Source organism: Paeniglutamicibacter sp. ZC-3 (genome assembly GCF_025847175.2).
Classification (GTDB): domain Bacteria; phylum Actinomycetota; class Actinomycetes; order Actinomycetales; family Micrococcaceae; genus Paeniglutamicibacter; species Paeniglutamicibacter sulfureus.
On record NZ_JAOYTG010000003.1, the window covers coordinates 37,756 to 62,504 of the forward strand.

22 protein-coding genes are annotated in these 24,749 nt (G+C 68.4%); 2 read left to right on the forward strand and 20 right to left on the reverse strand.

Going from position 1 to position 24,749, the window contains the following annotated elements; genetic code table 11:
- Nucleotides 1–23: 23 nt before the first annotated feature.
- Nucleotides 24–1,730 carry a glycerol-3-phosphate dehydrogenase/oxidase gene (locus tag OIU93_RS04785; protein ID WP_264268947.1) on the reverse strand — a complete coding sequence of 569 codons (1,707 nt, stop codon included), beginning with the start codon at nt 1,728–1,730 and terminating at the stop codon, nt 24–26.
- 197 nt (nt 1,731–1,927) lie between these two features.
- On the opposite strand from OIU93_RS04785, the gene OIU93_RS04790 reads away from it, so the two are divergent.
- Entirely contained in the window at nt 1,928–2,932 is a 1,005-nt protein-coding gene (locus OIU93_RS04790) for an alpha/beta fold hydrolase (RefSeq protein WP_264268948.1), read from the forward strand.
- Between the two features lie 54 nt (nt 2,933–2,986).
- Here OIU93_RS04790 and OIU93_RS04795 read toward each other — a convergent pair whose 3' ends face one another.
- The 13 genes from OIU93_RS04795 to pyrR all read right to left on the reverse strand — a co-directional run bounded on the left by OIU93_RS04795 (nt 2,987) and on the right by pyrR (nt 18,534).
- Nucleotides 2,987–5,035: a primosomal protein PriA gene (locus tag OIU93_RS04795; RefSeq protein WP_264268949.1), complete on the reverse strand. Its 2,049-nt coding sequence runs from the start codon at nt 5,033–5,035 to the stop codon at nt 2,987–2,989.
- A 167-nt stretch (nt 5,036–5,202) separates the two neighbouring features.
- The gene (gene metK / locus OIU93_RS04800; RefSeq protein WP_264268950.1) at nt 5,203–6,408 is read right to left on the reverse strand and encodes a methionine adenosyltransferase; all 1,206 of its coding nucleotides are present in this window, start codon (nt 6,406–6,408) and stop codon (nt 5,203–5,205) included.
- 161 nt (nt 6,409–6,569) lie between these two features.
- The gene (gene coaBC, locus OIU93_RS04805) at nt 6,570–7,859 is read right to left on the reverse strand and encodes a bifunctional phosphopantothenoylcysteine decarboxylase/phosphopantothenate--cysteine ligase CoaBC (protein WP_264268951.1); all 1,290 of its coding nucleotides are present in this window, start codon (nt 7,857–7,859) and stop codon (nt 6,570–6,572) included.
- A gap of 114 nt (nt 7,860–7,973) precedes the next feature.
- The gene (gene rpoZ / locus OIU93_RS04810) at nt 7,974–8,237 is read right to left on the reverse strand and encodes a DNA-directed RNA polymerase subunit omega (protein ID WP_217387924.1); all 264 of its coding nucleotides are present in this window, start codon (nt 8,235–8,237) and stop codon (nt 7,974–7,976) included.
- Between the two features lie 86 nt (nt 8,238–8,323).
- The gene (gene gmk / locus OIU93_RS04815; RefSeq protein WP_264268952.1) at nt 8,324–8,902 is read right to left on the reverse strand and encodes a guanylate kinase; all 579 of its coding nucleotides are present in this window, start codon (nt 8,900–8,902) and stop codon (nt 8,324–8,326) included.
- Between the two features lie 11 nt (nt 8,903–8,913).
- Nucleotides 8,914–9,249 (reverse strand): integration host factor, actinobacterial type, encoded by a 336-nt coding sequence (gene mihF / locus OIU93_RS04820; protein ID WP_264268953.1) that lies wholly within the window; start codon nt 9,247–9,249, stop codon nt 8,914–8,916.
- Between the two features lie 403 nt (nt 9,250–9,652).
- Entirely contained in the window at nt 9,653–10,516 is an 864-nt protein-coding gene (pyrF, locus tag OIU93_RS04825) for an orotidine-5'-phosphate decarboxylase (protein ID WP_264268954.1), read from the reverse strand.
- Complete coding sequence (gene carB, locus OIU93_RS04830; protein WP_264268955.1) at nt 10,509–13,853, reverse strand: carbamoyl-phosphate synthase large subunit; 3,345 nt, start codon at nt 13,851–13,853, stop codon at nt 10,509–10,511. Before carB ends, pyrF begins: the two co-directional genes overlap by 8 nt.
- Nucleotides 13,853–15,046: a glutamine-hydrolyzing carbamoyl-phosphate synthase small subunit gene (carA, locus tag OIU93_RS04835; RefSeq protein WP_264268956.1), complete on the reverse strand. Its 1,194-nt coding sequence runs from the start codon at nt 15,044–15,046 to the stop codon at nt 13,853–13,855. Before carA ends, carB begins: the two co-directional genes overlap by 1 nt.
- Nucleotides 15,043–15,600, reverse strand: coding sequence for a hypothetical protein (locus tag OIU93_RS04840; RefSeq protein WP_264268957.1), 558 nt, complete (start codon nt 15,598–15,600; stop codon nt 15,043–15,045). The genes carA and OIU93_RS04840 overlap by 4 nt, the downstream gene beginning before the upstream one ends.
- A complete protein-coding gene (locus OIU93_RS04845; protein WP_264268958.1) occupies nt 15,601–16,935 on the reverse strand; it encodes a dihydroorotase in 1,335 nt (444 codons plus the stop codon). It lies immediately after the preceding gene.
- 31 nt (nt 16,936–16,966) lie between these two features.
- Entirely contained in the window at nt 16,967–17,947 is a 981-nt protein-coding gene (locus OIU93_RS04850; RefSeq protein WP_264268959.1) for an aspartate carbamoyltransferase catalytic subunit, read from the reverse strand.
- Nucleotides 17,944–18,534 carry a bifunctional pyr operon transcriptional regulator/uracil phosphoribosyltransferase PyrR gene (gene pyrR, locus OIU93_RS04855; RefSeq protein WP_264268960.1) on the reverse strand — a complete coding sequence of 197 codons (591 nt, stop codon included), beginning with the start codon at nt 18,532–18,534 and terminating at the stop codon, nt 17,944–17,946. Before pyrR ends, OIU93_RS04850 begins: the two co-directional genes overlap by 4 nt.
- Before the next feature lie 94 nt (nt 18,535–18,628).
- Here pyrR and OIU93_RS04860 point away from each other — a divergent pair, with 94 nt between their 5' ends.
- Entirely contained in the window at nt 18,629–19,852 is a 1,224-nt protein-coding gene (locus tag OIU93_RS04860) for a PrsW family intramembrane metalloprotease (protein WP_264268961.1), read from the forward strand.
- 127 nt (nt 19,853–19,979) lie between these two features.
- Here OIU93_RS04860 and OIU93_RS04865 read toward each other — a convergent pair whose 3' ends face one another.
- The 6 genes from OIU93_RS04865 to aroB all read right to left on the reverse strand — a co-directional run bounded on the left by OIU93_RS04865 (nt 19,980) and on the right by aroB (nt 24,681).
- Nucleotides 19,980–20,132: a hypothetical protein gene (locus OIU93_RS04865; RefSeq protein ID WP_264268962.1), complete on the reverse strand. Its 153-nt coding sequence runs from the start codon at nt 20,130–20,132 to the stop codon at nt 19,980–19,982.
- Nucleotides 20,133–21,530, reverse strand: coding sequence for an OFA family MFS transporter (locus OIU93_RS04870; protein WP_264268963.1), 1,398 nt, complete (start codon nt 21,528–21,530; stop codon nt 20,133–20,135). It abuts the gene before it with no gap.
- 241 nt (nt 21,531–21,771) lie between these two features.
- Entirely contained in the window at nt 21,772–22,182 is a 411-nt protein-coding gene (nusB, locus tag OIU93_RS04875; protein WP_264268964.1) for a transcription antitermination factor NusB, read from the reverse strand.
- Nucleotides 22,182–22,742, reverse strand: a complete 561-nt coding sequence (efp, locus tag OIU93_RS04880) for an elongation factor P (RefSeq protein ID WP_264268965.1) — start codon at nt 22,740–22,742, stop codon at nt 22,182–22,184. Before efp ends, nusB begins: the two co-directional genes overlap by 1 nt.
- Nucleotides 22,743–22,921: 179 nt before the next feature.
- A complete protein-coding gene (locus OIU93_RS04885) occupies nt 22,922–23,593 on the reverse strand; it encodes a tetratricopeptide repeat protein (protein ID WP_264268966.1) in 672 nt (223 codons plus the stop codon).
- Complete coding sequence (gene aroB, locus OIU93_RS04890; protein ID WP_264268967.1) at nt 23,590–24,681, reverse strand: 3-dehydroquinate synthase; 1,092 nt, start codon at nt 24,679–24,681, stop codon at nt 23,590–23,592. The genes OIU93_RS04885 and aroB overlap by 4 nt, the downstream gene beginning before the upstream one ends.
- Nucleotides 24,682–24,749 lie beyond the last annotated feature (68 nt).

Below are 24,749 nucleotides of genomic sequence, written 5' to 3' on the forward strand. Positions count from 1 at the left end.
AAAGCGTCGTGCGGTGCGCGGAGTCAGGCGTTGCTCAGGGCCACATGCGCCCCGTGCTCCTCGGTGAGCACGCGCCGGCAGTCATCGACCTGCGCTGCGGTATCGGCTGCGTCCCAGCCGAGCACGGGCGCCAGCGCCTCGGCCACCTGGGCCAGCAGCGACTCGGTCACCCGTCCCCGGAAGGCCAGCGAGGTGCGGCGGATGAACACGTCGGCCAGCGTCCCGACCTGCTCGTGCGTGCCCAGGTAGCGCACCTCCGCCGCGGAGAGTTCCGGACACCCGGGCAGCGTCGGGTCGTGGGGGCCGATGTGCTCCAGCACGGCGTCGGCACGGGTGCCGTAGCGCTGCAGCAGCACCTCGAGCCGCGCCCGCGGTGCCAGTGCGGCGCGCTGGGCGAACCAAGCCTCCAGTTCCGCCGGGGTCTTGGGGTAGTCTTTTCCCCCGCCGATGGGAAGCATGCGGTTGCCGGGGACCGGGGAGACCCCGAGTTCGGCCAGCACCTTGTTGCCCAGCGTCTTGCCCAGCGCGCGGAACGTCGTCCACTTCCCGCCGACCAGACAAAGCATCGGGGTTCCCCCGGCCAGCCGCGAATGCTCGATCCGGTAGTCCCGTGAGACGAATCCGGGGGCGGTGTTCTCATGGCTCGGCAGCGGACGCACCCCGGAGAACCTGTAGACGATCTGCTCCTCTCCGACCTTGATGGAGGGGAAGACGTGGCCGATCAGCTCGAAGAAGTACGCGACTTCCGCATCGGTGCAGCGCGCCGGTTCCCCCATGTCCGCATCGATGTCAGTGGTGCCCACCAGCACCCGGTCCCCCAGCGGGTAGATCAGCACGATGCGCCCGTCGGAGTGCTCGAAGAAGATCTCCCGCCCGTCGCAGGCGGCCAGCAGCCCGGGATGATCCAGCACGATGTGGCTGCCCTTGGTCCCGCCCATGAAGCGGCTCGGGGTGCCGATCACCGCATTGGTCTGATCCACCCAGGCCCCGGTGGCGTTGACGATGACCTGGGCGTCGAAGTCGAACTCCTCCCCGGTGAGCTCGTCGCGCAAGTGCGCCCCGCGCTCGCCGTGCCCGATGAGGGCCACGTAGTTGCTGGCCCTCGCGTGCGGGTTTGCCTCCAGCCCGTCGCGCAGCACGTCCAAGGTGAGCCGCTCGGGATTGTGCACCGAGGCGTCGAAGTAGGTGGCGGTGTACTTCACGTCGGTCCGCAGCTTCGGGAGCACCGCGAGGGAGGCCTTGGCCCCGCGGAACCGGTGCCAGGGGGTGTTGCGGCCAATGGCCCCGGCGAACAAGTCGTACATGACCAAGCCGATCTTGATCAGCAGCGCCCCGCGTTCGGCCCGCAGCCCGGGTCGGTGGGTCACGAAGCGCAACGGGGCGGCCAGGAGCCCGGAGAAGGTGGAGAAGATCGGGACGGTGGTGCGCAGCGGCTTGACGTAGTGCGGCGCGATCTCCAGCAGCGTGTTGCGTTCCCGCACCGCCTCGTGGACCAGGCGGAATTCGCCGTTTTCCAGGTAGCGGATGCCGCCGTGGATCATGTGCGAGGAGGCGCCCGAGGCACCTTGGCAGTAGTCGCCGCGTTCCACCAGCGCCACGTCGACCCCCTGCAGCGCCAGGTAGCGGAAGGTCGCCACGCCATTGATGCCACCGCCCACGATGAGCACCTTGGCTCCGGGCCGGGCGCGCAGTGCCGCCAGTTGGGATCGGTGGGACGCTGCGGCTTCCACGGTGGGGCCATCCTTCGGTGTTGCAGTGGGCGTAAAGCGTGCTTCACATGGTCTTGTCGACATTACCGGGGCACCGGCGCGACCGCATAGCCCCGCGGGTGAAGCGTAGGCGAATCGTTGCCGAACCGGAGCCGCACATGTGCCCGTTTCCGCGCGCATTCACCCGTTCAGCCCCGCGCAGCGGATAGGCTGGAGGCATGCTCCCGATCCCGCCGCATGCCTCGCGCCGCGCCCTGAAAAGCATCCACCACATCCACGGCTCGGAGGTTTCCAGCTGGATGTACCCGGCCCTGGGCCCCTGCCGCGGCGTCATCCTGGCGGTTCACGGCTTCCGCGGCGACCACCACGGGCTGGCCCGCATCATCGGCCAGCTGCCTCACTACGCGATCATCGTGCCTGACCTGCCCGGCTTTGGCGCCTCGACACCCTTCACCGGGGATCCGAACGCAGTTTCCGCCGCGGCGGCTCCGCGCCACGACGTGGCAGGCTACGGCGAGGTCATCGGCGCGCTGCGCGGGCAGTTGGGGCTGGGCCCGGAGACCATCCTGCTGGGGCACTCCTTCGGCACCATCGTCGCGGCAACGTACCTGGCGCGGCACCCGGGTTCCTTTGCACAATTGGTGCTCATCAACCCGATCTGCGAGCCCGCGCTGGAGGGCAGCCAGGCGGCGATGTCCCGGGCCGCCGGGGCGTACTACGCCGCCGGGGAAAGGCTGCCGGCCGCAGCGGGCGAGGCGCTGCTGCGCTCGCGCCTGGTCACCGACATCATGTCGCTGGCCATGCTCAAGTCCAGGGATCCGGCGATGCGCTCCTATGTCGTTGACCAGCACCGGCGCTACTTCTCCGGTTTCACCTCGCGCAGCACCCTGCGCGAGGCCTATGGCGCCTCGATCACCGCGACGGTGCGCGACGTCGCGGCCCGCATCAACGAGCCCACGCTGCTGGTGGTCGGAGAGCACGACGAATTGGGATCGATCCGCGCCCAGCGCGCGCTCGCCCGCAGCTTCCCGCGGGCCCGGATGCGGGTCATTGGCGATGTCGGGCACTTGATCCACTACGAAAAGGCGGCCGAGGCCGCATCGCTCATCGAGGACTTCCTGGCCTCCGAGCATCCCTGGGCGCCGCAAGGCATGCCGCGCACCACGTACCGTGACCGGACCGCGGGTGTGGCGACAGGCAACCACGCACAGCACAACAACTAGGGCCCGGGCGAACGTCGCGCCACGCCGGCATCTGCCACCGGATCGACCACGCGATCAGAGGATCCCGTCCGGATCGATGCGAAGGGAGACGACTGGCTCCTTCGCCGCGCTGAAGGTGGCGCGCAGGGCGCGCAGGGCAGCGGTGACCGCAGGGCCCTGGGCGTAGGAGAAGAACAGCAGCCAACGGTGCTCTCCCTCCCCCAGCAGCACCGGCCCGTGCCGGCGCACCTCATCGCCCACCTCCAGCGCCGCCATGAACTTGTCGGCGGTCGCCGCGGGCCCCTTGACCATGGCGGTGCGCACGGCCGGGGGCAGGCCCAGGGTGCGCCGCTCATCGAGTTCGGCCTCCGCGTAGGCTGCGGCGTCGAAGCGCACCAGGGCGCGCATCGGCTCGCCCGGTTCCCCGGCAACCACCACGGTGCCGCCGCCCGGACGGCCGTCGGCCGCATCGCGCCCGCGGGCCAGGTGCGCGGCACCCATCCAGCGGTTGAGTACTTCCTCGCCGGTGCGCAGCCCTTCGCGGGCCATCATTCGGTCCCCGTCCAGCAACAGCACCGCCGCGTACCCGTCCTGGGCCACCGGCTCGGCACCCGGGGTTGCCACGACCAGCGCCGGGGCCGCAGGCACGGTGTACAGCGGCTTGGCCCCGGTGGCGGCGACTACCTTGACATGGGGAAAGGCGCGGCCCAGTTCCTCGGCGGTGCGGTCCGCGCCGATGGATGCGGCGCGCAGGCGCATGAATCCGCACTCGACGCAGTTCCAGGGGTTTGCCACCAGTCCGCACCAGCCACAGGCCGGCGCCCCGCGGGCATCGTCAAGGGCCAGCGGGCCGTTGCAGGCGGTGCAGCGGGCGGGGGTGCGGCAACGTTCGCAGCGCAGCGCGGGCATGAACCCGGTCCGTGCCACCTGCACCAACACCGGCCCGTGGGCCAGCGCCGCCTTGGCCTCGCGCCAGGCTGCCGCGGGGAGCCGGGCCGCGTGCAGCATCGGGTCCCGGTCGGCCTCGAATTCGTCGGAGGCGGCGATGACCCGCGGCGCGTGGGCGCGCAGCAGTTTCCGCTCCGCGACAAGTTCGGCGGCCCAGCCGCTGCGGATCAGCCGCTGCGCCTCGGCGCTTCGCCCGGGAGCAGCAAGCAGCAGGCCGGCGTTCTCGATCCCGCACCGCAGCAGCAGCACCTCGCGGGCGTGGTGGTACGGGGCGCGCGGCTCGGCGTGGGAATTGTCGGCATCGTCCCAGATGATCGCCAGGCCCAGGTCCTTCACCGGGGCGAAGGCGGCATTGCGGGTGCCGACCACCAACCGGGCCTGCCCGCGGGCGACACGCAGGAAGTTGCGGTAGCGGGGGGTCGCGCCGTCCTCGGCGCTGAGTCGGGCGTAGCCGTGGTCGCCGATGCGCTCATCGAGGGTGGTGCAAAGCCGGGTGAGGTCGCGGGCGTCGGGGACCACGATGAGCACGCCGCGTCCGGAGGCCAGGGTCAGTTCGGCGGCCTCGAGCAACAGCGCCGGCCAGTCCCCGGGCCTGTTGGGCACCGCCGAGAGCACCGCGCGCGGCGCTCCTCCGGTCCGCAGCGCCTGGGCGTAGTCCGCCCCGCCGTGGTACTCCGAGAGCAAGGCGGCGGAGGGTTCGACGGGCCCGTCCGGCGAGGGTTCCTCCGCCGGGGAATCCCTGACGGCGTATTTCTCGGTCTCGACCCTGGCCATGCGGGCAGGGACGGCCGAGCGCAGCACGTCCCAGACCCCGCCGGCATAGCGTTCGGCCACGGCGCGGGCCACTGCAAGCACCGGGGCGGAGAGGACAACCTCCGGCGACACCACGGTGCGCAGCGGCTGCAGCTTGATCCCGGGATCGGAGTGCTCGAGCCTTTCGGCGAGGAGACCCGCCAGTTCCTGCCCGCCAAAGCGAACCTTGACCCGGACCCCGGGTTGCGCCGCCTCGTCGAGCTCGGCCGGCACCAGGTAGTCGAAGGGGCGGTCCAGGTGCGGGACGGGGGAATCGATCACGACCCGGGCGACTGGCAGTTCCTCGGCCATGTTGGGGATGCCGGGCAGAGGGGATGACAGGTCAAAGCCCGCCAACAACGATGGTTGGGCCGAGCGCTCCATGCACCGCACCTCCCCTTTACCCGCCTTGAGAATTACCCTACCGTCGACATCCGGCCACCTTTGGCCAACCCGGTCGAAACGCTCTTAACCGAAAATCGGGTGCCGCATCGCCTCGCGGGCGCGGCACCCGATCCCCGCAAAACGTCTTCGGGCCGGAGAATCGCCCCTTAGGCGTTGAAGTACGCCTTGAGGGCGTCGACGCGGTCCAGGTTTTCCCAGGTGAAGTCGGCCTCCTCACGGCCGAAGTGCCCGTGCGCGGCGGTCTTCTGGTAGATCGGGCGCTTGAGGTCTAGGTCCTCGATGATGCCCAGCGGGCGCAGGTCGAAGATCTCATTGATCGCGGCGGTGATCTTGGCCGGGTCGACGGTCTCGGTGCCGAAGGTCTCCACGTACAGGCCCACCGGGCGAGCCACGCCGATGGCGTAGGCGACCTGGACCTCGACGCGTCGTGCCAGGCCGGCCGCGACCACGTTCTTGGCCACCCAGCGCATGGCGTAGGCGGCCGAGCGGTCGACCTTCGAGGGATCCTTCCCGGAGAAGGCGCCGCCGCCGTGGCGGGCGTAGCCGCCGTAGGTGTCGACGATGATCTTGCGGCCGGTCAACCCGGCATCGCCCACGGGCCCGCCGATGATGAAGGGGCCCGAGGGGTTCAGGATGATGCGGGTCTCGGAGGTGTCAAGCTCCGTGCCGGCAAGCACCGGGTTGACGACCTCTGCCAACAGGCCGTCCTTCAAATCCTCCAGCGAGAACTCGGAGGCGTGCTGGGAAGAGACCACGATGGTCTGCACGGAGACCGGCTGGTCCCCGTCGTAGCCGATGGTGACCTGGGTCTTGCCGTCGGGGCGCAGCAGCGACAGCGTGCCGTCCTTGCGGACCTGGGTCAACCGCTCGGAGAGGCGGTGCGCCAGGTGGATCGGGGTGGGCATCAACGTCGCTGTCTCATCCGAGGCGTAGCCGAACATCAGTCCCTGGTCGCCGGCGCCCTGGGCATCGCGCGGGTCAACGGCGGTGCCCTCGCGGACCTCCAGCGAGTTGAAGACGCCGTCGGAGATTTCCTGCGACTGCTGCCCGATGGACACCGAGACGCCGCAGCGCGCACCGTCGAAGCCGTTGGCCGAGGAGTCGTAGCCGATGTCCAGGATGGTGCGGCGGACGATCTCCGGGATCTCCACATAGCCGTCGGTGGTCACCTCGCCCGCCACGTGCACCAGTCCGGTGGTGGTCAAGGTCTCCACGGCGACCCGGGAGTTGGGGTCCTGGGCCAGCATGGCGTCGAGGATGGCATCGGAGATCTGGTCACAGATCTTGTCCGGGTGGCCCTCCGTAACCGATTCGGAGGTGAAGAGGCGGAGCTGCGGGGATTCTAAAGTCACTGTGCCACTCTACCGGTAACAGCACACGCCGGTCAGATCAGCGGATCGTCGAGGTCATGTGGAAGTGGCCACACCGTCATGATGACAATTCGTGGCGCACCGCGGCGCTTCATAACGCCGCGCGGAAGCAAACTTGACTCTTTTCCCGGCCGCCGGGGCCGTCAGTGCCGCCGGGCCGGGGCCAGCGCCCGTCCCACCGCATCGATGACGGAGGCGGCCACTTCGTCCTTGGACCCGGAGGCGTGCACCGCGGCGGCGCCGTCGGCGAAGAGGATGGTCACCGAGTTCTCGTCTGTCCCGAAGGTCAGGTTCTCCCCCACCTCGTTGACGACGAGCATTTCACAGCCCTTGCGCTTCAGCTTCGCCGCCCCGTACTCGAGCACTCCCGCCTCCGCGTCGCCGGTCTCCGCGGCAAAGCCCACGATCAGTTGCGGCAGGTCGCCGGCGCTGCCCGCGGCGGTGCGGTCGGCAACCAGCGTGGCCAGGATGTCCGGGTTGCGCACCAGGGTGATCACCGGGTCGGCGTGGTCGTCGGACTTCTTGATCTTCGAATCCACGTATTGGGCAGGCCGGAAGTCGGCGACAGCTGCGCTCATGATCAGCGCATCCGCGCCTCGGGCGGCCTCGGTGACGGCCACCTGCAGCTGTCGGGCGGTGGAGGCCGTGCTGAGTTCGACGCCGGCAGGAGCCGGCACATCCATGTGGGCGGCGATGAAGCGGACGGTGGCGCCGGCGGCCAGTGCTGCCTTGGCCAGGGCGATGCCCTGCCGGCCCGAGGAGCGGTTGCCCAGGTAGCGCACGGGGTCCAGCGGCTCGCGGGTGCCTCCGGCGGAAATCGCGACGATCTTCCCGGCCAGCGGAGAGGCGGCCCCTGCCGCCAGGTCCACCGCACCCGCCGCGTCGGGCAGGGACGCACCCGGCGTTCCTGCCAGATACGGCCCGAGGGCCGCGAAGATGTCCTCGGGCTCGGGGAACCGGCCGGCACCGGAGTCCTTGCCCGTCAGGCGTCCGACGGCGGGCTCGATCACGTGCACGCCGCGGCTGCGCAGCAGTGCCACGTTGGCGACGGTGGCGGGGTGCTCCCACATTTCGGTGTGCATGGCCGGGGCCATGACCACCGGGGCGCCGGTGGCCAGCAGCGTGCCGGTGAGCAGGTCGTTGGCCATCCCGGCGGCGGCCCGTGCCATGACGTCGGCCGTGGCGGGTGCGATGACCACCAGGTCCGCTTCCTGCCCGAGGCGGACATGGTTGACGGTGTCCACCGCCTCGAACACGCTGGTGCGCACCGGGCGTCCGCTCAGCGCCTCCCAGGTCGCAAGGCCAACAAATTCGAGCGAGGCCGCCGTGGGGATGACGTCGACCTGGTGGCCGGCCTCTTTAAACAGCCGTAGCAGCAAAGCTGCCTTGTAGGCGGCGATCCCTGCGGATACACCTAGGACAATGCGCTTCACTGCTACCACCGATGCGTTAGTGCGTCGCGCCGGCCCGGGGGTGTGTGGCCCGTTACGGCCGCATCTCCCGGGTGCGCCGGCACCCACGCGTTGTAATCGTTTGCGGCCGAGTGGCTACTCGGCGGCTTCCTCGATCTTCGAGACGTTGAGCATGCCCTCGTTGATTTCGCGCAGGGCAATGGACAACGGCTTTTCGTTCAGGCGGGTGTCGACCAGCGGGCCGACGTACTCGAAGAGGCCTTCGTGCAGCTGTGCGTAGTACGCGTTGATCTGGCGTGCGCGCTTGGCGGAGTTGATCACCAAGGCGTACTTCGAATCGGTGGTGGTCAGCAGCGAGTCGATGGACGGGCTGATGATGCCTTCAAGGTTCGTGTTCACGAAGCCTCCAAATAACTAGATGGTGGATCAAGACGTAAGGGGGTACTGCATCCGCCGGGACGCGGCGGGTCTTGCACAAAAGTTTATTAGCGTGCGTGCGGGGTCAGCCCCATGAGGGTCACCAGCTCGTTTGCGGCCCGCGAAATGTCGTCGTTGACGATGGTCACGTCAAATTCCGATTCCGCGGCAAGTTCCAGTTTAGCGGTTTCCAGCCGGCGCTGCTGCTCCTCGGGGGTTTCGGTGCCGCGGCCCACAAGTCGGCGCACCAATTCCTCCCAGCTGGGAGGGGCCAGGAACACGAATGTCGCGTCCGGCAAATTCTCTTTCACCTGGCGTGCGCCCTGCAGGTCGATCTCCAGTAGCACCCGCTTCCCCGCGGCCACCGCCTCCTGGACCTTGGTGCGGATGGTGCCGTAGCTGTTCTGGCCGTGCACGACTGCCCACTCGAGCATTTCCCCGTTTTCGACCAGTTCTCCGAACTTCTCCGGACCCACGAAGAAGTAGTGCACACCGTCGACTTCGCCCGGGCGCGGGTTGCGCGTCGTGGCGGAAACCGAGAGCCACACCTGGGGATAGTTGTCGCGAATGTAGGTGGAGATCGTTCCCTTCCCTACGGCCGTGGGACCGGCGAGGACTGTGACCGCGGGGTGGGGGCTAACCGTCATGGTGTGCTTCGTTACTCTTTCGTTTTGGGTGGCGATTGCTGGAAATGATCCACCAATGCGATGCGCTGTTTGCGCCCCAGCCCGCGCAGGCGTCGGCTGGGTGAGATGCCTAGTCTATCGATAAGCGTGTGGGCGCGGATTTCACCGACGCCGGGGACCGACTCCAGCAGGTCCATGACCCGCAGTCGTCCGATGGCCTCATCGTGGGGAACCAGGTCCAGAAGTTCATTGATGCCCAGCTTGCCGGCGCCGAACTGGTTCTTGATTTCGGCCCGGCGCGTGCGGGCCGCCAACGCCTTTGCCCGTGCGCGAATACGGTCCTCGTCTGAGAGTTCTCGCAGTACCATGCCTTTTGCCGCCGTTCCATCTATTGGGTCAAGCACCAGGGCAACAAGCCCTGAACTGAAGATAACTAATGATGGGCCTCGATGCAATGGTTAATCGCGCTGTGGCTACCGCAAATGCGTGAACGAGTGGCAAATTCCGGTCGTGGGGCGGGTTACCGGGACACGGGTGTAAGCAAGATCATCCCGCAATCTTCTCCCGGCGTCCGATGCGCGCCCCACATGCACCGATGTGCCACTCGCCCGGCGCCGGGACGGATCAGGCCACGGCCGGGTCTGGCCTGGCCGTTTCGCCCGTCCCCGAGGTGCCCCGAAGGGGACGACAATGCCCCCGGCGCGACCCCTTGGGGGGGTGCACCGGGGGCATTGACCTGGAACCGATACCGGTTGCACAGGCGTCCCGTGGCTAGAGCAGCGAATCCCGGGTTGCCGCGGCGGCGTCGCGCAGGGCTCCGGCGTCGGGACCTGCCTTGAGCACGTCGCGGCTGGAGGTGCCGAGCACCTGCGGCCAGAACGCGCCGAACGACGCCTTCATGTCCGCACCCGTTGCGCCCTGGGCGCCGAGGCCCGGTGCCAGGATCGGGGCGTTGGAGGCGGCCAGGTCGATGCCCAGCTCCTCCAATGCCGCGCCCACGGTGGCGCCGATGACCAGTCCGGTGGACCCGAACGGGGTCGCGCCGGCATTCTCGGCGGCCACCTGTCCGATGATGCCCTTGGCCACGGAGTCGGCGCCGCCGACGTGCTGCACGGACTTGCCTTCGGGGTTGGAGGTCAGGCCCAGGACGAACACGCCGCGGCCGGTGGCCGCAGCGAGGTCAAGGGCGGGGCGCAGCGACTCGTAGCCCAGGTACGGGCTCAGCGTCACGGCATCGGCAGCCAGCGGGCTGCCCTCCCCCAGCCAGGCATCCGCGTAGGCGGCCATGGTGGAGCCGATGTCCCCGCGCTTGGCGTCGGCGATGGACAGGACGTGGCCGTGGGCGCACAGCGCCAGGGTTTCCTCCAGCACCGCCAGGCCGCGCGAGCCGTGGCGTTCGTACAGCGCCACCTGCGGCTTGAGTGCCGCGACGTGCCCGGCCAGGGCCTCCACGACGGAAAGCGAGAAGCTGCGCAGCCCGTGCACGTCGTCTCCCAGCCCCCAGGCCGCCAGCAGGCCGGGGTGCGGGTCGATGCCCACGCACAGCGGACCGTGCTCGGCCATGGCAGCCGCAAGCCGCTGCCCGAAGGGGGCGCGGGCGGCAGCCGCGGCCGCCCGCGCTTCGGCGCTAGGCATTCGCGCCGTCCCGATTCACCGCGGCCGCTGCGGCGTTGGCCTCGGCAATGCCGGCAGCCTGCAGGGTCTTGGCGTGCTCCTGCAGCGAGGTGACGGTCCACTCGAAGTGGCGCATCGCATCGATCGCCTGGATCGCGGCGCCGAATTCGGCCACCGTGGTGATGATCGGGGTGCCCACCGAGACGGCCGCGGCGCGGATCTCGTAGCCGTCCCCGCGTGCCTCGCCGCCCGAGGGGGTGTTCAGGATCATGGCGATCTCCCCCTCGGTGATCAGGTCGACGATGTTGGACTCGCCCTCGGCCGAACCCTCGCGGACCTTGCGGACCACGGTGGAGGGGATGCCGTTGCGGCGCAGCACCTCGGCGGTGCCGCCGGTGGAGATGATCTCGAACCCGATGTCGGCCAGGTGCTTGACCGGGATCACGATGGAGCGCTTGTCGCGGTTGGCTACCGAGACAAAGACCTTGCCCTTGGTCGGCAGCGGGTTGTTGGCAGCGGCCTGGGACTTGGCGAAGGCCGTGTCGAAGTACTTGTCGATGCCCATGACCTCGCCGGTGGAGCGCATTTCCGGGCCGAGCAGCGAGTCGACGACCTTGCCCTCCGGGGTGCGGAAGCGGGCGAAGGGAAGCACGGCTTCCTTCACCGAGACCGGGGCGCCATCGGGCAGGTTGGCGCCGTCGCCGGATTCGGGCAGCATCTTGTGCACCGAGCGCAGGTGCGCGATGGACACGCCGACCCCGATCATCGCCGCGGCCTTGGCCAGCTGCACGCCGGTGGCCTTGGAGGTGAACGGCACGGTGCGGCTGGCGCGCGGGTTGGCCTCAATCACGTAGAGCACGTCGGAAGCCAACGCGAACTGGATGTTGATCAGCCCGCGCACGCCCACGCCCTCGGCGATGGCACGGGTGGCTTCGACCACGCGGTCGCGCACGTCCCGGCCCAGGGTGATGGGGGGCAACACGCAGGCGGAGTCGCCGGAGTGGATGCCGGCTTCCTCGATGTGCTCCATGATGCCGCCGACGTAGAGGTCCTTGCCGTCAAAGAGGGCGTCGACGTCGATCTCGATGGCGTCCTCGAGGAACCTGTCCACCAGCACCGGGTGGTCGGCCGTGATCTCGGTGGCGTTGGTGATGTAGCGGGCGAGGTTGGCCTCGTCGTACACGATCTCCATGCCGCGCCCGCCGAGCACGTAGCTTGGGCGGACCAGGACCGGGTAGCCGATCTCGTCGGCGATGCGCTTGGCTTCCTCGAAGGAGACGGCGGTGCCGTTCTTCGGGGCGATCAGGCCTCCGGCATCCAGCACGCGCTGGAAGGCGCCGCGGTGCTCGGCCAGGTCGATGGCCTCCGGGGAGGTGCCCAGGATCGGCACGCCGGCGTCTGCCAGTTCCTGCGCGAGCTTCAGCGGGGTCTGCCCGCCGAGCTGGACGAACACGCCCAGCACGCCGCCGGTGGATTCCTCCGCGTGGATGACCTCCAGCACGTCCTCGAGCGTCAGCGGCTCGAAGTACAGGCGGGTGGAGACGTCGTAGTCGGTGGAGACGGTTTCCGGGTTGCAGTTGACCATCACGGTCTCATAGCCGGCATTGCGCAGCGCCATGGTGGCGTGCACGCAAGAGTAGTCGAACTCGATGCCCTGGCCGATGCGGTTCGGACCCGAGCCCAGGATGATCACGCTGGGCTTCTCGTGCAGCGCGACCTCGGTCTCCTCGTCGTAGGAGGAGTAGTGGTACGGGGTGAAGGCCTCGAACTCGGCCGCGCAGGTGTCAACGGTCTTGAACACCGGCCGGATGCCCAGCGCGTGGCGGATCCCGCGGACCACGGCCTCGGACTTGTTGGTCAGCGTGGCGATCTGCGCGTCGGAGAAGCCGTGGCGCTTGGCCTCGCGCAGCACGTACTCGTTGAGGTCGGGATTGGAGCGGATCATCGCGGCGGTCTCGTTGATCAGCACCAGCTGGTCAAGGTACCACGGGTCGATGGCCGTCTTCTCGAAGACCTGCTCGATGGACGCGCCGCCCAGCAGGGCGCGCTGCACGTTGTACAGGCGCTCGGTGGAGCCCTTGACCGAGTCCTCGAGCAGCTGCTCGATCTCGAAGTCCATCGGCTTGTTGAACGCGATCTCGGATCCCTTCTGCTCCAGGGAGCGCAGGGCCTTCTGCAGGGCCTCGGTGAAGTTGCGGCCGATGGCCATGGCCTCGCCGACGGACTTCATCGTGGTGGTCAGCGTCGCGTCGGCCGCCGGGAACTTCTCGAAGGCGAAGCGCGGGACCTTCACCACGACGTAGTCCAGGGCCGGCTCGAAGGCCGCGGGGGTCTTGAGCGTGATGTCGTTGGGGATCTCATCCAGGGTGTAGCCCAGCGAGAGCTTGGTGGCGATCTTCGCGATGGCAAAGCCGGTGGCCTTGGAGGCCAGCGCGGAGGAACGCGAGACGCGCGGGTTCATCTCGATGACCACGATGCGCCCGGTGTCCGGCTCGATGGCGAACTGGATGTTGCAGCCGCCGGTGTCAACGCCCACCTCGCGGATGACAGCGATGGAGATGTCGCGCAGGCGCTGGTACTCGCGGTCGGTCAGCGTCATGGCCGGGGCCACGGTGATCGAGTCGCCGGTGTGCACGCCAACCGGGTCGAAGTTCTCGATGGAGCAGATGACCACGACGTTGTCGTTCTTGTCGCGCATCATTTCCAGCTCGTACTCCTTCCAGCCCAGGATCGACTCCTCCAGGAGCACCTCGGTGGTCGGCGAGTACTGCAGGCCGGCGCCGGCGATGCGGCGCAGGTCCTCGGCGTTGTAGGCCATGCCCGAGCCCAGTCCGCCCATGGTGAAGGACGGGCGCACCACCACGGGGTAGTTCAGTTCCTCGACCGCGGCAAAGGCCTCGTCCATGGTGTGCACGATGACGGACTTGGCCGATTCGGCGCCGCAGCGCTCCACGACGCCCTTGAACTTCTCGCGGTCCTCGCCGAGTTCAATGGCCTCGATGTTCGCGCCGATCAGCTCGACGTTGTACTTTTCCAGCACGCCTGCCTTGTCCAGGGCGATGGCGGTGTTCAGTGCGGTCTGTCCGCCCAGGGTCGGCAGGATCGCGTCGGGGCGCTCCTTGGCGATGATCTTCTCCACGACCTCCGGGGTGATCGGCTCGACGTAGGTGGCGTCGGCGAACTCCGGGTCGGTCATGATGGTGGCGGGGTTCGAGTTGACCAGGATGACCCGCAGGCCCTCCTCCTTGAGCACCCGCAGCGCCTGGGTGCCGGAGTAGTCGAACTCGGCTGCCTGGCCGATGACGATCGGCCCGGAGCCGATGACCAGGACTGACTTGAGGTCTTCGCGCTTCGGCATTACTTCTCTCCCTGGGTGGATGCGGTGGCGGCGGTGTTCTTGGCCGCGCGCATGTTGGTGATGAACCTGTCGAACAGGTGGCTGGCGTCGTGGGGTCCGGAGGCCGCCTCGGGGTGGTACTGCACCGAGAAGGCGGGGATGTCCAGACAGGCCAGGCCCTCGACGACGGAGTCGTTGAGCGAGATGTGGGACACCTCGACGCGGCCGAAGCGCTCCAGCGGGGCGTTTGCTGCGCCCTCGCGGGGTGCGTCGACGGCGAAGCCGTGGTTCTGGCTGGTGATTTCCACCTTGCCGGTGGCCTTGTCGAGCACCGGCTGGTTGATGCCGCGGTGGCCGAAGCGCAGCTTGTAGGTGCCGTAGCCCAGGGCGCGGCCCAGGATCTGGTTGCCGAAGCAGATGCCGAAGTACGGGATCTTCGCGTCGAGCACCTGGCGGACCAGTTCCACCTGGGTGGCTGCCGTGGCCGGGTCGCCGGGGCCGTTGGAGATGAACACGCCGTCGGCGCCGAGGGCCGCCACGTCCTCGAAGGTGGCGTTGTGCGGCAGCACGTGGACGCGCACCCCGCGCTCGGCGAAGCGCTGCGGGGTCATCGACTTGATGCCCAGGTCGATCGCGGCGATGGAGAACAGTGGTTCTCCGGCGAAACCGTGGTCCTTGGGCTCGACGGTGTATGCCTCCCTGGTGGAGACCAGTGCGGAGAGGTTCTGTCCCTCCATGGACGGCTGGGCGTTCACTGCCGCCACCAGCTCTTCCACGGACGCCTTGGCGGCGTCGCCGGAGAAGATGCCGGACTTCATGGCGCCGCGGTCACGCAGGTGGCGGGTCAGCGCGCGGGTATCGACCTGCTGGATTCCCACGACGTCGTAGGCCCGCAGTTCCTCGTCCAGGGTGCGCTGGGCGCGCCAGTTCGAGGGGCGGCGCGCGGCGTCGCGGACCACGTAGCCGGCGGCCCAGATGCGGTTCGATTCGGCGTCGTCGTCGTTGACCCCGGTGTTGCCGATGTGCGGGAAGGTCTGCACGATGATCTGGCGGGCGTAGGAGGGGTCGGTGAGGGTCTCCTGGTAGCCGGACATGCCGGTGGAGAAGACCGCTTCGCCCAAGGCGGTGCCGATGGCGCCGTAGCTACGGCCGCGGAAAACCCGTCCGTCTTCGAGCACCAAGAGGGCTTGCTCGGTTCCCTGTACTGCTGTCACTGGTTTTCCTTTGTTTCGGCGGGTGGTTGCGTGTCGTTGGTTCCGGTGCCTGCCAGTGCGGCGATCCGCGCGGCGAGGTCCGGGAGTTCTTGGTGGTATCGGGGGCGGAAGCCGGTGTCCACGGCCATGGTGCCCAGCATCCAGCTGATGACCAGCAGGCCGTCCTTCTCCACGAATTTCCCTGCCATGCCGCTGGCCCGGGAAACCCCGGTCAGGTCGTGGGCGGGGATGAAGAGGTCGGATGCCCCGCGGCGGGCCAGCAGCACGCCGGCAGCGTGGATGGACAGGTCCGCGTTGGTGCGGATGCCCAGCCGATGCGCGGCGATGCGGTCAAGCCAGTCCCCGGCCGTGGTGGTGCACACGTAGATGCCCTCGGCACTGTCCCCGAGCTGCGCGCCCAGGGCGGGAGTGCCGTCGGCGTCCTCGGGAACCGGGCTCGGGGCCGGCACGGATGCCTGGCGGCGCAGGCGGTTGCGCCAACCCAGCAGGATCAGCGCCACCATCAGCACCACGATCGCCAGGGTGATGACCACGGCTGCGGTGTACTGGCCCATCTAGGCGGCCTCGGTGGGCCGCGGGGTGTTCAACTCTCCGCCCAGCACCGTGGGGTGGCCGTGGAAGAACACCGCGGTGACCTTGCCCGGCAGCGTGAGCCCCTTGAACGGGGAGTTCCGACCCTTGGTGGCCATTGCGAACGGGTCGACAACCCAGCGCGCGTCGGCATCCACGATGGTGATGTTGGCGGGTTCGCCCACGGCCAGCTCGCGGCCCTGGTCGGCGACGCGGCCGATGGCCGCCGGGGCGGTGGAGGTGATGCGGGCGAAGTCGGCCCAGGTGATCATGCCGGTTTCGATCATGGTGTGCTGCACCACCGAGAGCGCGGTTTCCAGGCCGGTCATGCCCATGGCCGCGGCGGCCCACTCGCACTCCTTCGCCTCGGAGGGGTGCGGTGCGTGGTCGGTGCCGATGACGTCGATGGTGCCGTCGGCCAGTCCGGCGCGCAGCGCCATGACATCTGCCTCGGCCCGCAGCGGCGGGTTGACCTTGTAGACCGGGTCGTAGCTCTTGACCAGTTCGTCGGTGAGCAGCAGGTGGTGCGGGGTGACCTCGGCGGTGACGTTCACGCCGCGGGACTTGGCCCAGCGGATGATCTCGACGCTCCCGGCGGTGGAGACGTGGCAGACGTGCAGGCGGGAGCCGACGTGCTCGGCCAACAGCACGTCGCGGGCGATGATCGACTCCTCGGCAACGGCCGGCCAGCCGGCCAGGCCGAGCACGGCGGAGACCTCGCCCTCGTTCATCTGGGCCCCCTCGGTGAGGCGCGGTTCCTGGGCGTGCTGGGCGACGACACCGTCGAAGGCCTTCACGTATTCCAGGGCGCGGCGCATGATCAGCGGGTCGAAGACGCAGATGCCGTCGTCGGAGAAGACGCGGACCTGCGCGCGGGAGTCGGCCATTGCGCCGATTTCCGAGAGTTGGTCACCGGCCAGGCCCACGGTGACTGCACCGACCGGGCGCACATCGACCCAGCCCGAGCGCTTGCCCAGCGACCAGACCTGCTCCACGACCCCGGCGGTGTCCGCCACGGGGTTGGAGTTGGCCATGGCGTGCACGGCGGTGAAGCCGCCCAGTGCGGCGGCGCGCGTGCCGGTTTCCACGGTCTCGGCGTCCTCGCGGCCGGGTTCGCGCAGGTGCGTGTGCACATCGACCAGGCCCGGCAGGGCGATCTGGCCGGCGGCCTCAATGAGGGTGGCGTCGGCGGCGGCGGCGTGCGTGGCGGCGTCCGCGCCGAGGGCGGCGATCTTGCCGTCCAGGACCAGGATGTCGCTGGCCGCGTTGCCCAGCGGCCTGGCGCCGCGGATGAGGTAGGCGTTGTTGGTGGTGCTCATGAGGATTGGCTCCCGTTTCTTGACAAGTTCTTTAGAGGCCGGCGGGACGCTGCTGGTCCCCCGATAGCAGTAGGTAGAGCACGGCCATGCGCACCGCGACGCCGTTGGCCACCTGGGCCAGCACCGTGGAACGCGGCGAGTCGGCGGCCGCCGAGGAGATTTCCAGGCCGCGGTTCATCGGGCCCGGGTGCATGATGATGGTCTCGGTCCCGGGTTGCGCGTCGAGCGCCGCCAGCCGGGCGTCGTCGAAGCCCCAGAGGCGCGAGTATTCGCGGGTGTTGGGGAAGAAGGAATCATGCATCCGCTCGCCCTGCACGCGCAGCATCATCACCGCGTCGACGCCGCCGGCCAGCGTGGCATCCAGGTCGTAGCTGATGGTGCACGGCCAGGCGTGCGAGCCGTGCGGCAGCAGGGTCGGCGGGGCCACCATGGTGACCTCGGCGCCCAGGGTGCGCAGCAGCCAGAGGTTGGAGCGGGCGACCCGGGAGTGCAGGATGTCCCCGACGATGGCGATCTTCATCCCGGCCAGGTCGGCCCCGAGCGAGCCCTCACCGCGGACCTTGGACCAGTGGGCGCGCAACGTGAACGCGTCGAGCAGTGCCTGGGTGGGGTGTTCGTGGGTGCCGTCCCCGGCGTTGACCACCGGTGCGTCAATCCAGTCGGTGGCGGCCAGGCGGGCCGGGGCCCCGGAGGCGCCGTGGCGGATGACCACCGCGTCCGCGCCGATGGCCTGCAGGGTCTGTGCGGTGTCCTTGAGCGATTCGCCCTTGGAGACCGAGGAGCCCTTCGCGGAGAAGTTGATCACGTCGGCGCTCAGGCGCTTGGCAGCGGCCTCGAAGGAGATGCGGGTGCGGGTGGAGTCCTCGAAGAAGAGGTTGACCACGGTGCGGCCGCGCAGCGCCGGAAGCTTCTTGACCTCGCGGGTGCCCACGGCGGCCATTTCCTCGGCGATGTCAAGGATGCGGATCGCGTCGGCACGCGAGAGATCAACGGTGGAGAGCAGGTGTTTCATGCGTGGGCCTCGATGACGACCTCGTTGTTGTTCTCCCCGTCGACCTCGGAAAGGTGCACGCGCACCTTTTCGGTGGTCGCGGTGGGAAGGTTCTTGCCCACGTGGTCGGCGCGGATGGGAAGTTCACGGTGGCCGCGGTCAACCAGCACCGCCAGGCGGACGATGCGCGGGCGGCCCAGGTCGGCGATGGCGTCCAGCGCGGCGCGGATGGTGCGTCCGGAGTACAGCACGTCATCGACCAGCACCACGACCTTGTCGTCGATGCCGCCGGCCGGAAGGCGCGTGGGCACCGGGGTGCGGGTGGTGGAGTGGCGGAGGTCGTCGCGGTACATCGTGACGTCGAGTTGCCCGGTGATGGCGGCTGCGTCCAGGCCCGGCTCGGTGGCACTGATGCGCTGCGCCAACCGCTGGGCCAGGGGGAAGCCGCGGGAGGGAATGCCCAGGAGCACCAGGTCTGCCGTTCCCTTGTTCGCCTCGATGATTTCGTGGGCGATGCGGGTGATGACCCGATCGATGTCTTCGCTGGAGAGGACAATCCGGGCACTGACGGGCGCCGTGGCACGGGCATGGTTCTGCTCGTTGCTCATGTGCGGCCTCCTTCCCCGCCTCACTGGACGGAATTTAAAGGTTGCTTGCTCCATCAAAATTAGCACAGCGGGTGCTCCACGTAGGATTTGAGACATGCGCGTTACCTCACAGCCCCCGGAGCCCTCCCCCAACCCCGCACTGCACGATCCGTGGACGGGCAGCACCGCCCCGGGCTCCATGCCCGCGCAGGCGCCGCCCGGCGGCGCCCCTCCAACCCGCCCCGGGGGCGTCGTCACACTGGCCCTGGTGGTGTGCACGGCAGTGCTGTTGGCCGTCGCCTGGTTCCTCTCCGGGGTCTTCGGATCCGGCACGGTGCTGTGGCTCGGCGCCCTGGCGATGGTCCCCCTGGCACTGTGCTTGTTGGGGCTGCGCTGGGTGGATCGCTGGGATCCGGAACCGCGCGCGCTGTTGGCCCTGGGCCTGTTGTGGGGCGCGGGCGCCTCGGTGGCCGGGTCGCTGCTGGTGGGAGACGTGTTCATGGAGCTGTTCTTCGACCCGGCCGGACGGCTTGGGATGGACCTCTTCGGCGCGGTGGTGCAGGCGCCGATCGTGGAGGAGCTGGCCAAGGGCGCCGGTGTGCTGCTGATCTTCTGGATCAACCGCGCGCATTTCGACGGGCCCATTGACGGGATCGTCTACGGCGGCATCGTCGGCGCCGGCTTCGCGTTCACCGAGAACATCCTCTACTTCGGCTCCAGCTATGCCGAACCGGGGGCGCCGGGCGAACTGGCCACGGTTTTTGTGCTGCGCGGGCTCTTCTCCCCCTTCGCCCACGTGATGTTCACCGCCTGGACGGGTTTTGCCCTGGGGCTGTGCGCCGAACGCGGCAGGCGGGGCAGATGGCCGCTGTATCTCCTGATGGGCCTTGTCCCGGCGATGATCGGGCACTTCCTCTGGAACGGCGGGGTTGGCATCTTCTTCGCCGACTTCCTAAGCTTCTATTTCCTGTTGCAGGTTCCCCTGTTCATGGCCGCCGTGATCGCCGTGGTGCTATTGCAGCGGGCCGAGCGGAAGCTGACGCTGCGGCGCCTTGCCGACTACCGGGATGCCGGGTGGTTCACCGACGCGGAGGTCGAGATGTTTGCCACTCCCGCGGGCCGGCGCCGGGCCAGGCAATGGGCGGCAGGAATCGGCCGGAGCCGCCACATGAAGCAGTTCACCACCACCGCGATGAACCTTGCCGCGGTCCGCCAGCGGATCGTTGCAGGCCACGGCTCCGGAACGGACCTGGCCCGCGAGACCGCGCTGCTGCACCAATCCCACCGGCAACGGGCACAGCTGCTCATCGGCCCATTCTCCGGGCCCGCGGGACGGTAACCGGGGAACGGGGAACGGGCAAGGCGGTGGATGCCCGGGCATCCACCGCCGCCATTTCCCGGGCCCACCCGGCTTCTCCCGCGCCTCTGGACGTCCGGCATGCGGCGCCCGGCTATTGGAAGAGTGTCTATTGGAAGAGCTGTCCCACCCGCGAGAGGGTGGTGATCACCCCGTAGGCCAGCGGCACGCCTACCAATAGCCAGCCGAAGACCAGCCGGCCCACGGCCGGGTTCACCGGAACGTCCGCTGCATCGATGTGATCGGGCTGTTGCGTCGGCATCTAGGCTCCCTTGGTGGTGGCGGGGGCGAGTTCTTCGCCCGGCTCGTGGAATTTCGGATCCACCGGCTTGATCAGCGTGGTGGCGATGAAGCCGATGACCAGCAGCACCACCATGGTCAGCAGCACCGGAAGATAGTTGTGGGCACTCATGGTGCCCGGTTTGCCCTGCAGGTCCAGCAGCCCGTTGACGATCAACGGCCCGGCGATGCCGGCCGCCGACCAGGCGGTGAGCAGGCGCCCGTGGATCGCCCCGACCTGGAAGGTGCCGAAGAGGTCCTTGAGGTAGGCGGGTGCGGTGGCGAAGGAGCCTCCGTAGAAGCTGATGATCACCACCGCCATGGCCACGAAGAGCAGTATCGAGCCGCCCCCGAAGAAGGCGAGCACCACGTAGAAGAGGGCGCCGATGCCCAGGTAGACCATGTAGATGCGCTTGCGGCCGATCACATCCGAGGTGCTGGACCAGATAAAGCGCCCGGCCATGTTGCCGATGGAAAGCATCCCCACGAATCCGGCGGCGACCGCCGCGTTGACAGCGGAGTTCCCGTCGGCGCCGCGGAAGAAGTCCTGGATCATCGGGGAAGCCTGCTCGAGGATTCCGATGCCGGCGGTGACGTTGAGGAACAGCGCCGTCCAGACCAGCCAGAAGCTGCGCGTCTTGATGGCGTTGGCAGCAGAGACGTGGCCGGTGGTGACCATGGCCGAAGACTTGGTCTTGGAGTCGTCCCAGCCGCGCGGCTTCCAGCCCGGTGCCGGGACGCGGATGTTGGCGACCCCGTACATCATCACCACGAAGTAGACCACGCCCAGGGTCAGGAAGAGCTTGCCGACCGAGGCGCCCGAGGCGATCCAGTCGGCACCGTCGCTGACCGGGTCGAAGCCGTCGAAGGCCTTGAGCAGCGCGGTGGACATGGGCGAGGCGATCAGCGCCCCGCCGCCGAAGCCCATGATCGCCATGCCGGTGGCCATGCCCGGGCGGTCGGGGAACCACTTCATGAGCGTGGAGACCGGAGAGATGTATCCGATGCCCAGCCCGATGCCGCCGATGACGCCGTAGCCCAGGTAGAGCAGCCAGAGCTGCCCGGTGAAGATGCCGGCCGCGCCGACCAGGAAGCCTGCACCCCAGAAGGAGGCGGCAACGAACATCGACTTGCGCGGTCCGCTGCGCTCCACCCAGGTGCCCATGAAGGCGGCCGAGAGGCCCAACATCACGATGGCGATGGAGAAGATGACGCCGATGGCGGTTTGCGAGACCTCGAAGTGGCCGATGAGTGCAGATTTGTACACGCTGGTGGCGTAGGCCTGGCCGATGCACAGGTGCACCGCCAGGGCCGCAGGCGGGATCAGCCAGCGGTTGAAGCCCTCAGGTGCGAGGGAACGGGAGCGGTCAAGCCAATTCAATGGTTTCTCCTCTGGACGCGGGGGGTGATGCCGGGGACCGAACCAGGCAGTTGCCGGTTTCCGTGGCCCAAGCACACAGTGTGGCACATTTCACCTCCCCCGTGTCACTGCCCACGCCGTGCGCCCTGCGCTGCAGGTTGTCCGTTGACGCGGCGCATTGCCGCTTAACGGCAGCGGCCGGCGGGATGCCCGATTGCTTCGGGATCCCGCCGGCCGGCGGTGCTGGAGAAGAGTTGCGCGACTAGGCCAGCAGCGTTGGCTTCATCTGCTGGATGCGTCCGAGCAGGCCATTGACGAACTCCGGGGACTCGTCGGTGGACAACTCGCGGACCAGCGCAACGGCCTCGGCCACGGCAACGCCGTCGGGCACGTCGTCGTTGTACAACAACTCCCAGGTGCCGATGCGCAGCGCGGTGCGGTCCACCGTGGGCATGCGTTCCAGGGTCCAGCCCTTGGAGTAGGAGGAAAGGACCTCGTCGATCCTGTCCAGCTCGCTCATGACGCCCTCGATGAGAGTGACGGTGTACTCGTTGATGGTGATGTCCGTGGCTTCACGGCGCAAACGCATGGCTGCCAGGGGCGAGACATCGCGTTGTTCGGCTTCGAAAAGGATGTCAAGTGCCCGGCGGCGGGCCTTGGCGCGTGCGCTCACTAGGAGACACGCCCCAGGTAATCGCCGGTGCGGGTGTCAACCTTGACCTTGGTGTTCTGCTCAACGAAGAGCGGCACCTGGATCTCGACACCGGTCTCCAGCGTTGCGGGCTTGGTGCCCGCAGAGGAGCGGTCGCCCTGCAGGCCCGGCTCGGTGTAGGTGATCTCGAGGACGACCGAGGCCGGCAGCTCGATGTAGAGCGGGGAGCCTTCGTGCATGGCGATGGTGGCGGTCTGGCTTTCGAGCATGTAGCCGGCCTGGTCGCCGACGACGGTGCCCGGAACCGTGATCTGGTCGTAGTCGCTCAGGTCCATGAACACGAAGTCTTCGCCGTCCTGGTACAGGTACTGGTAGTCGCGGCGGTCAACGGTCGCGGTCTCGATCTTGGCGCCGGCGTTGTACGTCTTGTCGACGACCTTGCCGGTGAGCACGTTGCGCATCTTGGTGCGCACGAAGGCGCCGCCCTTGCCCGGCTTCACGTGCTGGAAGTCAATGATGGTCCAGAGCTGGCCCTCGATCTTGAGGACCTGTCCGTTCTTGATGTCAGTGGTTGATGCCACGATCTACTCTTCTTCCGTATGTCGCCCGGGGCCCGCAATGCGCACGAGGCGCTGGGCGGACGGAGGTCGCTGCCAGGCGGCGACCTCAGGCGTGTTGTCAAAAATCCAAGATTAAGCTTAGCGCACGACTCGGCGCTGCGGGTTTCCCCGCGGTAGTGATTTTCCGGACGCCGCGCTTCCTAGCCTGCCGCGCGGGGCTGCAGCGCAATCGCTGCGGTGGCCGGTGCCGGGTGCTGGGCAGCTGCATTCACCGCCGCCGGATGCGGGGCATCGGCGCTTCCGGCGGTCTTCGCAGTGTGTTCCAGCACCGATTCCAGGCAGGCGCGCGAGGACTCGATGAGGTGCGCATCGGCATCCGCTGCGGTGCGCAGGTCCAGGGCCTTGCGGAAGCGGTTGGCCGCTGCCAGCACGTCCCCGCTCTCGACGTAGGCGAAGCCCAGGTGCTGCTGCAGGATCGACTCGTGCTCGGTGTCCTTGAACTCGGTCAGCAGTGCGCGCAGCCGGTTCACGGCCCGGGGCGCGTCGCCTGCAGCGCGGGTCAGCGAGGTGTCAAGCACGCGCATGGCGAAGTTCTGCGGGTCGATGAACCGCGTCTCGGCAACCAGTTCGCTCGCGGCGCGCAGCTCGCCCTTGGCCAGCAGCACCACCACCTGGGAACTGGGGTCACCGGTTCGCAGGACTTCCTCGGCAAGCTCGGCGTCGAAGATCTCGTGGCGCATCAGGGTGGGGTTCAGCCGCACCCCGGGGATCCCGGATTCGATGTTTTGCCGCGGGGCGCTGGCCAGTCCGCCCTCGGGCACCTGCAGCAGTGCCTCGGTGTGGGTCAGGTCCATGTGCGTGGCGGTGCTCATTCTGCAATCTCCTGGTAGGCGGCGAACAAGAGGGAGGTGTCCGGGACATCGAGCATGCGCGGGCGGCCGATGCCATCAAGGACCACGAAGCGCAACAGGTCCCCGCGGGTCTTCTTGTCCCGCCGCATCCCGTCGAGCAGGGTCTGCCAGCGGTCCCCGCGGTATGTGGTGGGCAGGCCCAGGGTCCGGAGGATGGACAGGTGGCGGTCCGCAACCGCGTCGGAGGTGCGTCCCACGCTGCGGCCCAGCTCGGCGGCGAAGGCCATGCCGATGGACACCGCAGCGCCGTGGCGCATCGAGTAGCGTTCGGCCAACTCGATGGCGTGGGCCAGGGTGTGCCCGTAGTTCAGGTATTCGCGCTCCCCGGATTCGCGCAGGTCGTTGGAGACGACCTTGGCCTTCACCGCGATGGCACGTTCGATGAGTTCGCGCAGGCGCGGGGAGGTGGCGTCGGTGGCGTCGGCCGGGTCTTCCTCGATGAGCTCGAGAATGCGCTCATCGGCGATGAAGCCGCACTTCACGACCTCGGCCAAGCCGGTGACCAACTCGTTCTTGGGCAGGGTGGACAGCGTGTCCAGGTCCACCAGCACGCCGGCCGGCGGGTGGAAGGCGCCGACGAGGTTCTTGCCCTCGGCGGTGTTGATCCCGGTCTTGCCGCCCACCGCGGCATCGACCATGCCCAGCAGGGAGGTCGGGATGTGGATGACCTTGGTGCCGCGCAGCCAGGTGGCGGCCACGAAGCCGGCCAGGTCGGTGACCGCGCCGCCGCCGACGGCGACGATGGCATCCGAACGGGTGAAGTCGTTCTTGCCCAGCACCTGCCAGCAGAAGGAGGCGACCTCGATGTGCTTGCCCTCTTCGGCGTCGGGGATCTCGGCGCTCATCGCGCCGTAGCCGGCGGCCTCGAGCTCGTCCTTGACAATGTCGCCGGTGGCACGCAGGGCGCGCGGGTGGATGATGAGGACCTTCTTGACACGCTCGCCCAGCAGGCCGGGCAGGCGGCCCAGCAGGCCGTTGCCCACGATCACCTCGTAGTTCTCGGCAGGAGCCGATCCGGTGACCTGAATCGTCGTGGGTGCTGGGTTCATCGTTGGATCCTCCAAAGTGCTGCGTAGCGCGCCGGGGCCGAACTCCGCTTGCGCGGTGCTGCTGCTGG

Bases quoted from the DNA above. Each gene is read 5' to 3' on its own strand.
- aroB (WP_264268967.1), bottom strand. From the start codon at position 24,681: ATGAACCCAGCACCCACGACGATTCAGGTCACCGGATCGGCTCCTGCC.
- OIU93_RS04885 (WP_264268966.1), bottom strand. From the start codon at position 23,593: ATGAGCACCGCCACGCACATGGACCTGACCCACACCGAGGCACTGCTG.
- OIU93_RS04840 (WP_264268957.1), bottom strand. From the start codon at position 15,600: ATGGGCCAGTACACCGCAGCCGTGGTCATCACCCTGGCGATCGTGGTG.
- OIU93_RS04850 (WP_264268959.1), bottom strand. From the start codon at position 17,947: ATGAAACACCTGCTCTCCACCGTTGATCTCTCGCGTGCCGACGCGATC.
- OIU93_RS04865 (WP_264268962.1), bottom strand. From the start codon at position 20,132: ATGCCGACGCAACAGCCCGATCACATCGATGCAGCGGACGTTCCGGTG.
- carB (WP_264268955.1), bottom strand. From the start codon at position 13,853: ATGCCGAAGCGCGAAGACCTCAAGTCAGTCCTGGTCATCGGCTCCGGG.
- gmk (WP_264268952.1), bottom strand. From the start codon at position 8,902: ATGACGGTTAGCCCCCACCCCGCGGTCACAGTCCTCGCCGGTCCCACG.
- OIU93_RS04860 (WP_264268961.1), top strand. From the start codon at position 18,629: ATGCGCGTTACCTCACAGCCCCCGGAGCCCTCCCCCAACCCCGCACTG.
- pyrR (WP_264268960.1), bottom strand. From the start codon at position 18,534: ATGAGCAACGAGCAGAACCATGCCCGTGCCACGGCGCCCGTCAGTGCC.
- OIU93_RS04795 (WP_264268949.1), bottom strand. From the start codon at position 5,035: ATGGAGCGCTCGGCCCAACCATCGTTGTTGGCGGGCTTTGACCTGTCA.
- mihF (WP_264268953.1), bottom strand. From the start codon at position 9,249: ATGGTACTGCGAGAACTCTCAGACGAGGACCGTATTCGCGCACGGGCA.
- OIU93_RS04845 (WP_264268958.1), bottom strand. From the start codon at position 16,935: ATGAGCACCACCAACAACGCCTACCTCATCCGCGGCGCCAGGCCGCTG.
- OIU93_RS04790 (WP_264268948.1), top strand. From the start codon at position 1,928: ATGCTCCCGATCCCGCCGCATGCCTCGCGCCGCGCCCTGAAAAGCATC.
- pyrF (WP_264268954.1), bottom strand. From the start codon at position 10,516: ATGCCTAGCGCCGAAGCGCGGGCGGCCGCGGCTGCCGCCCGCGCCCCC.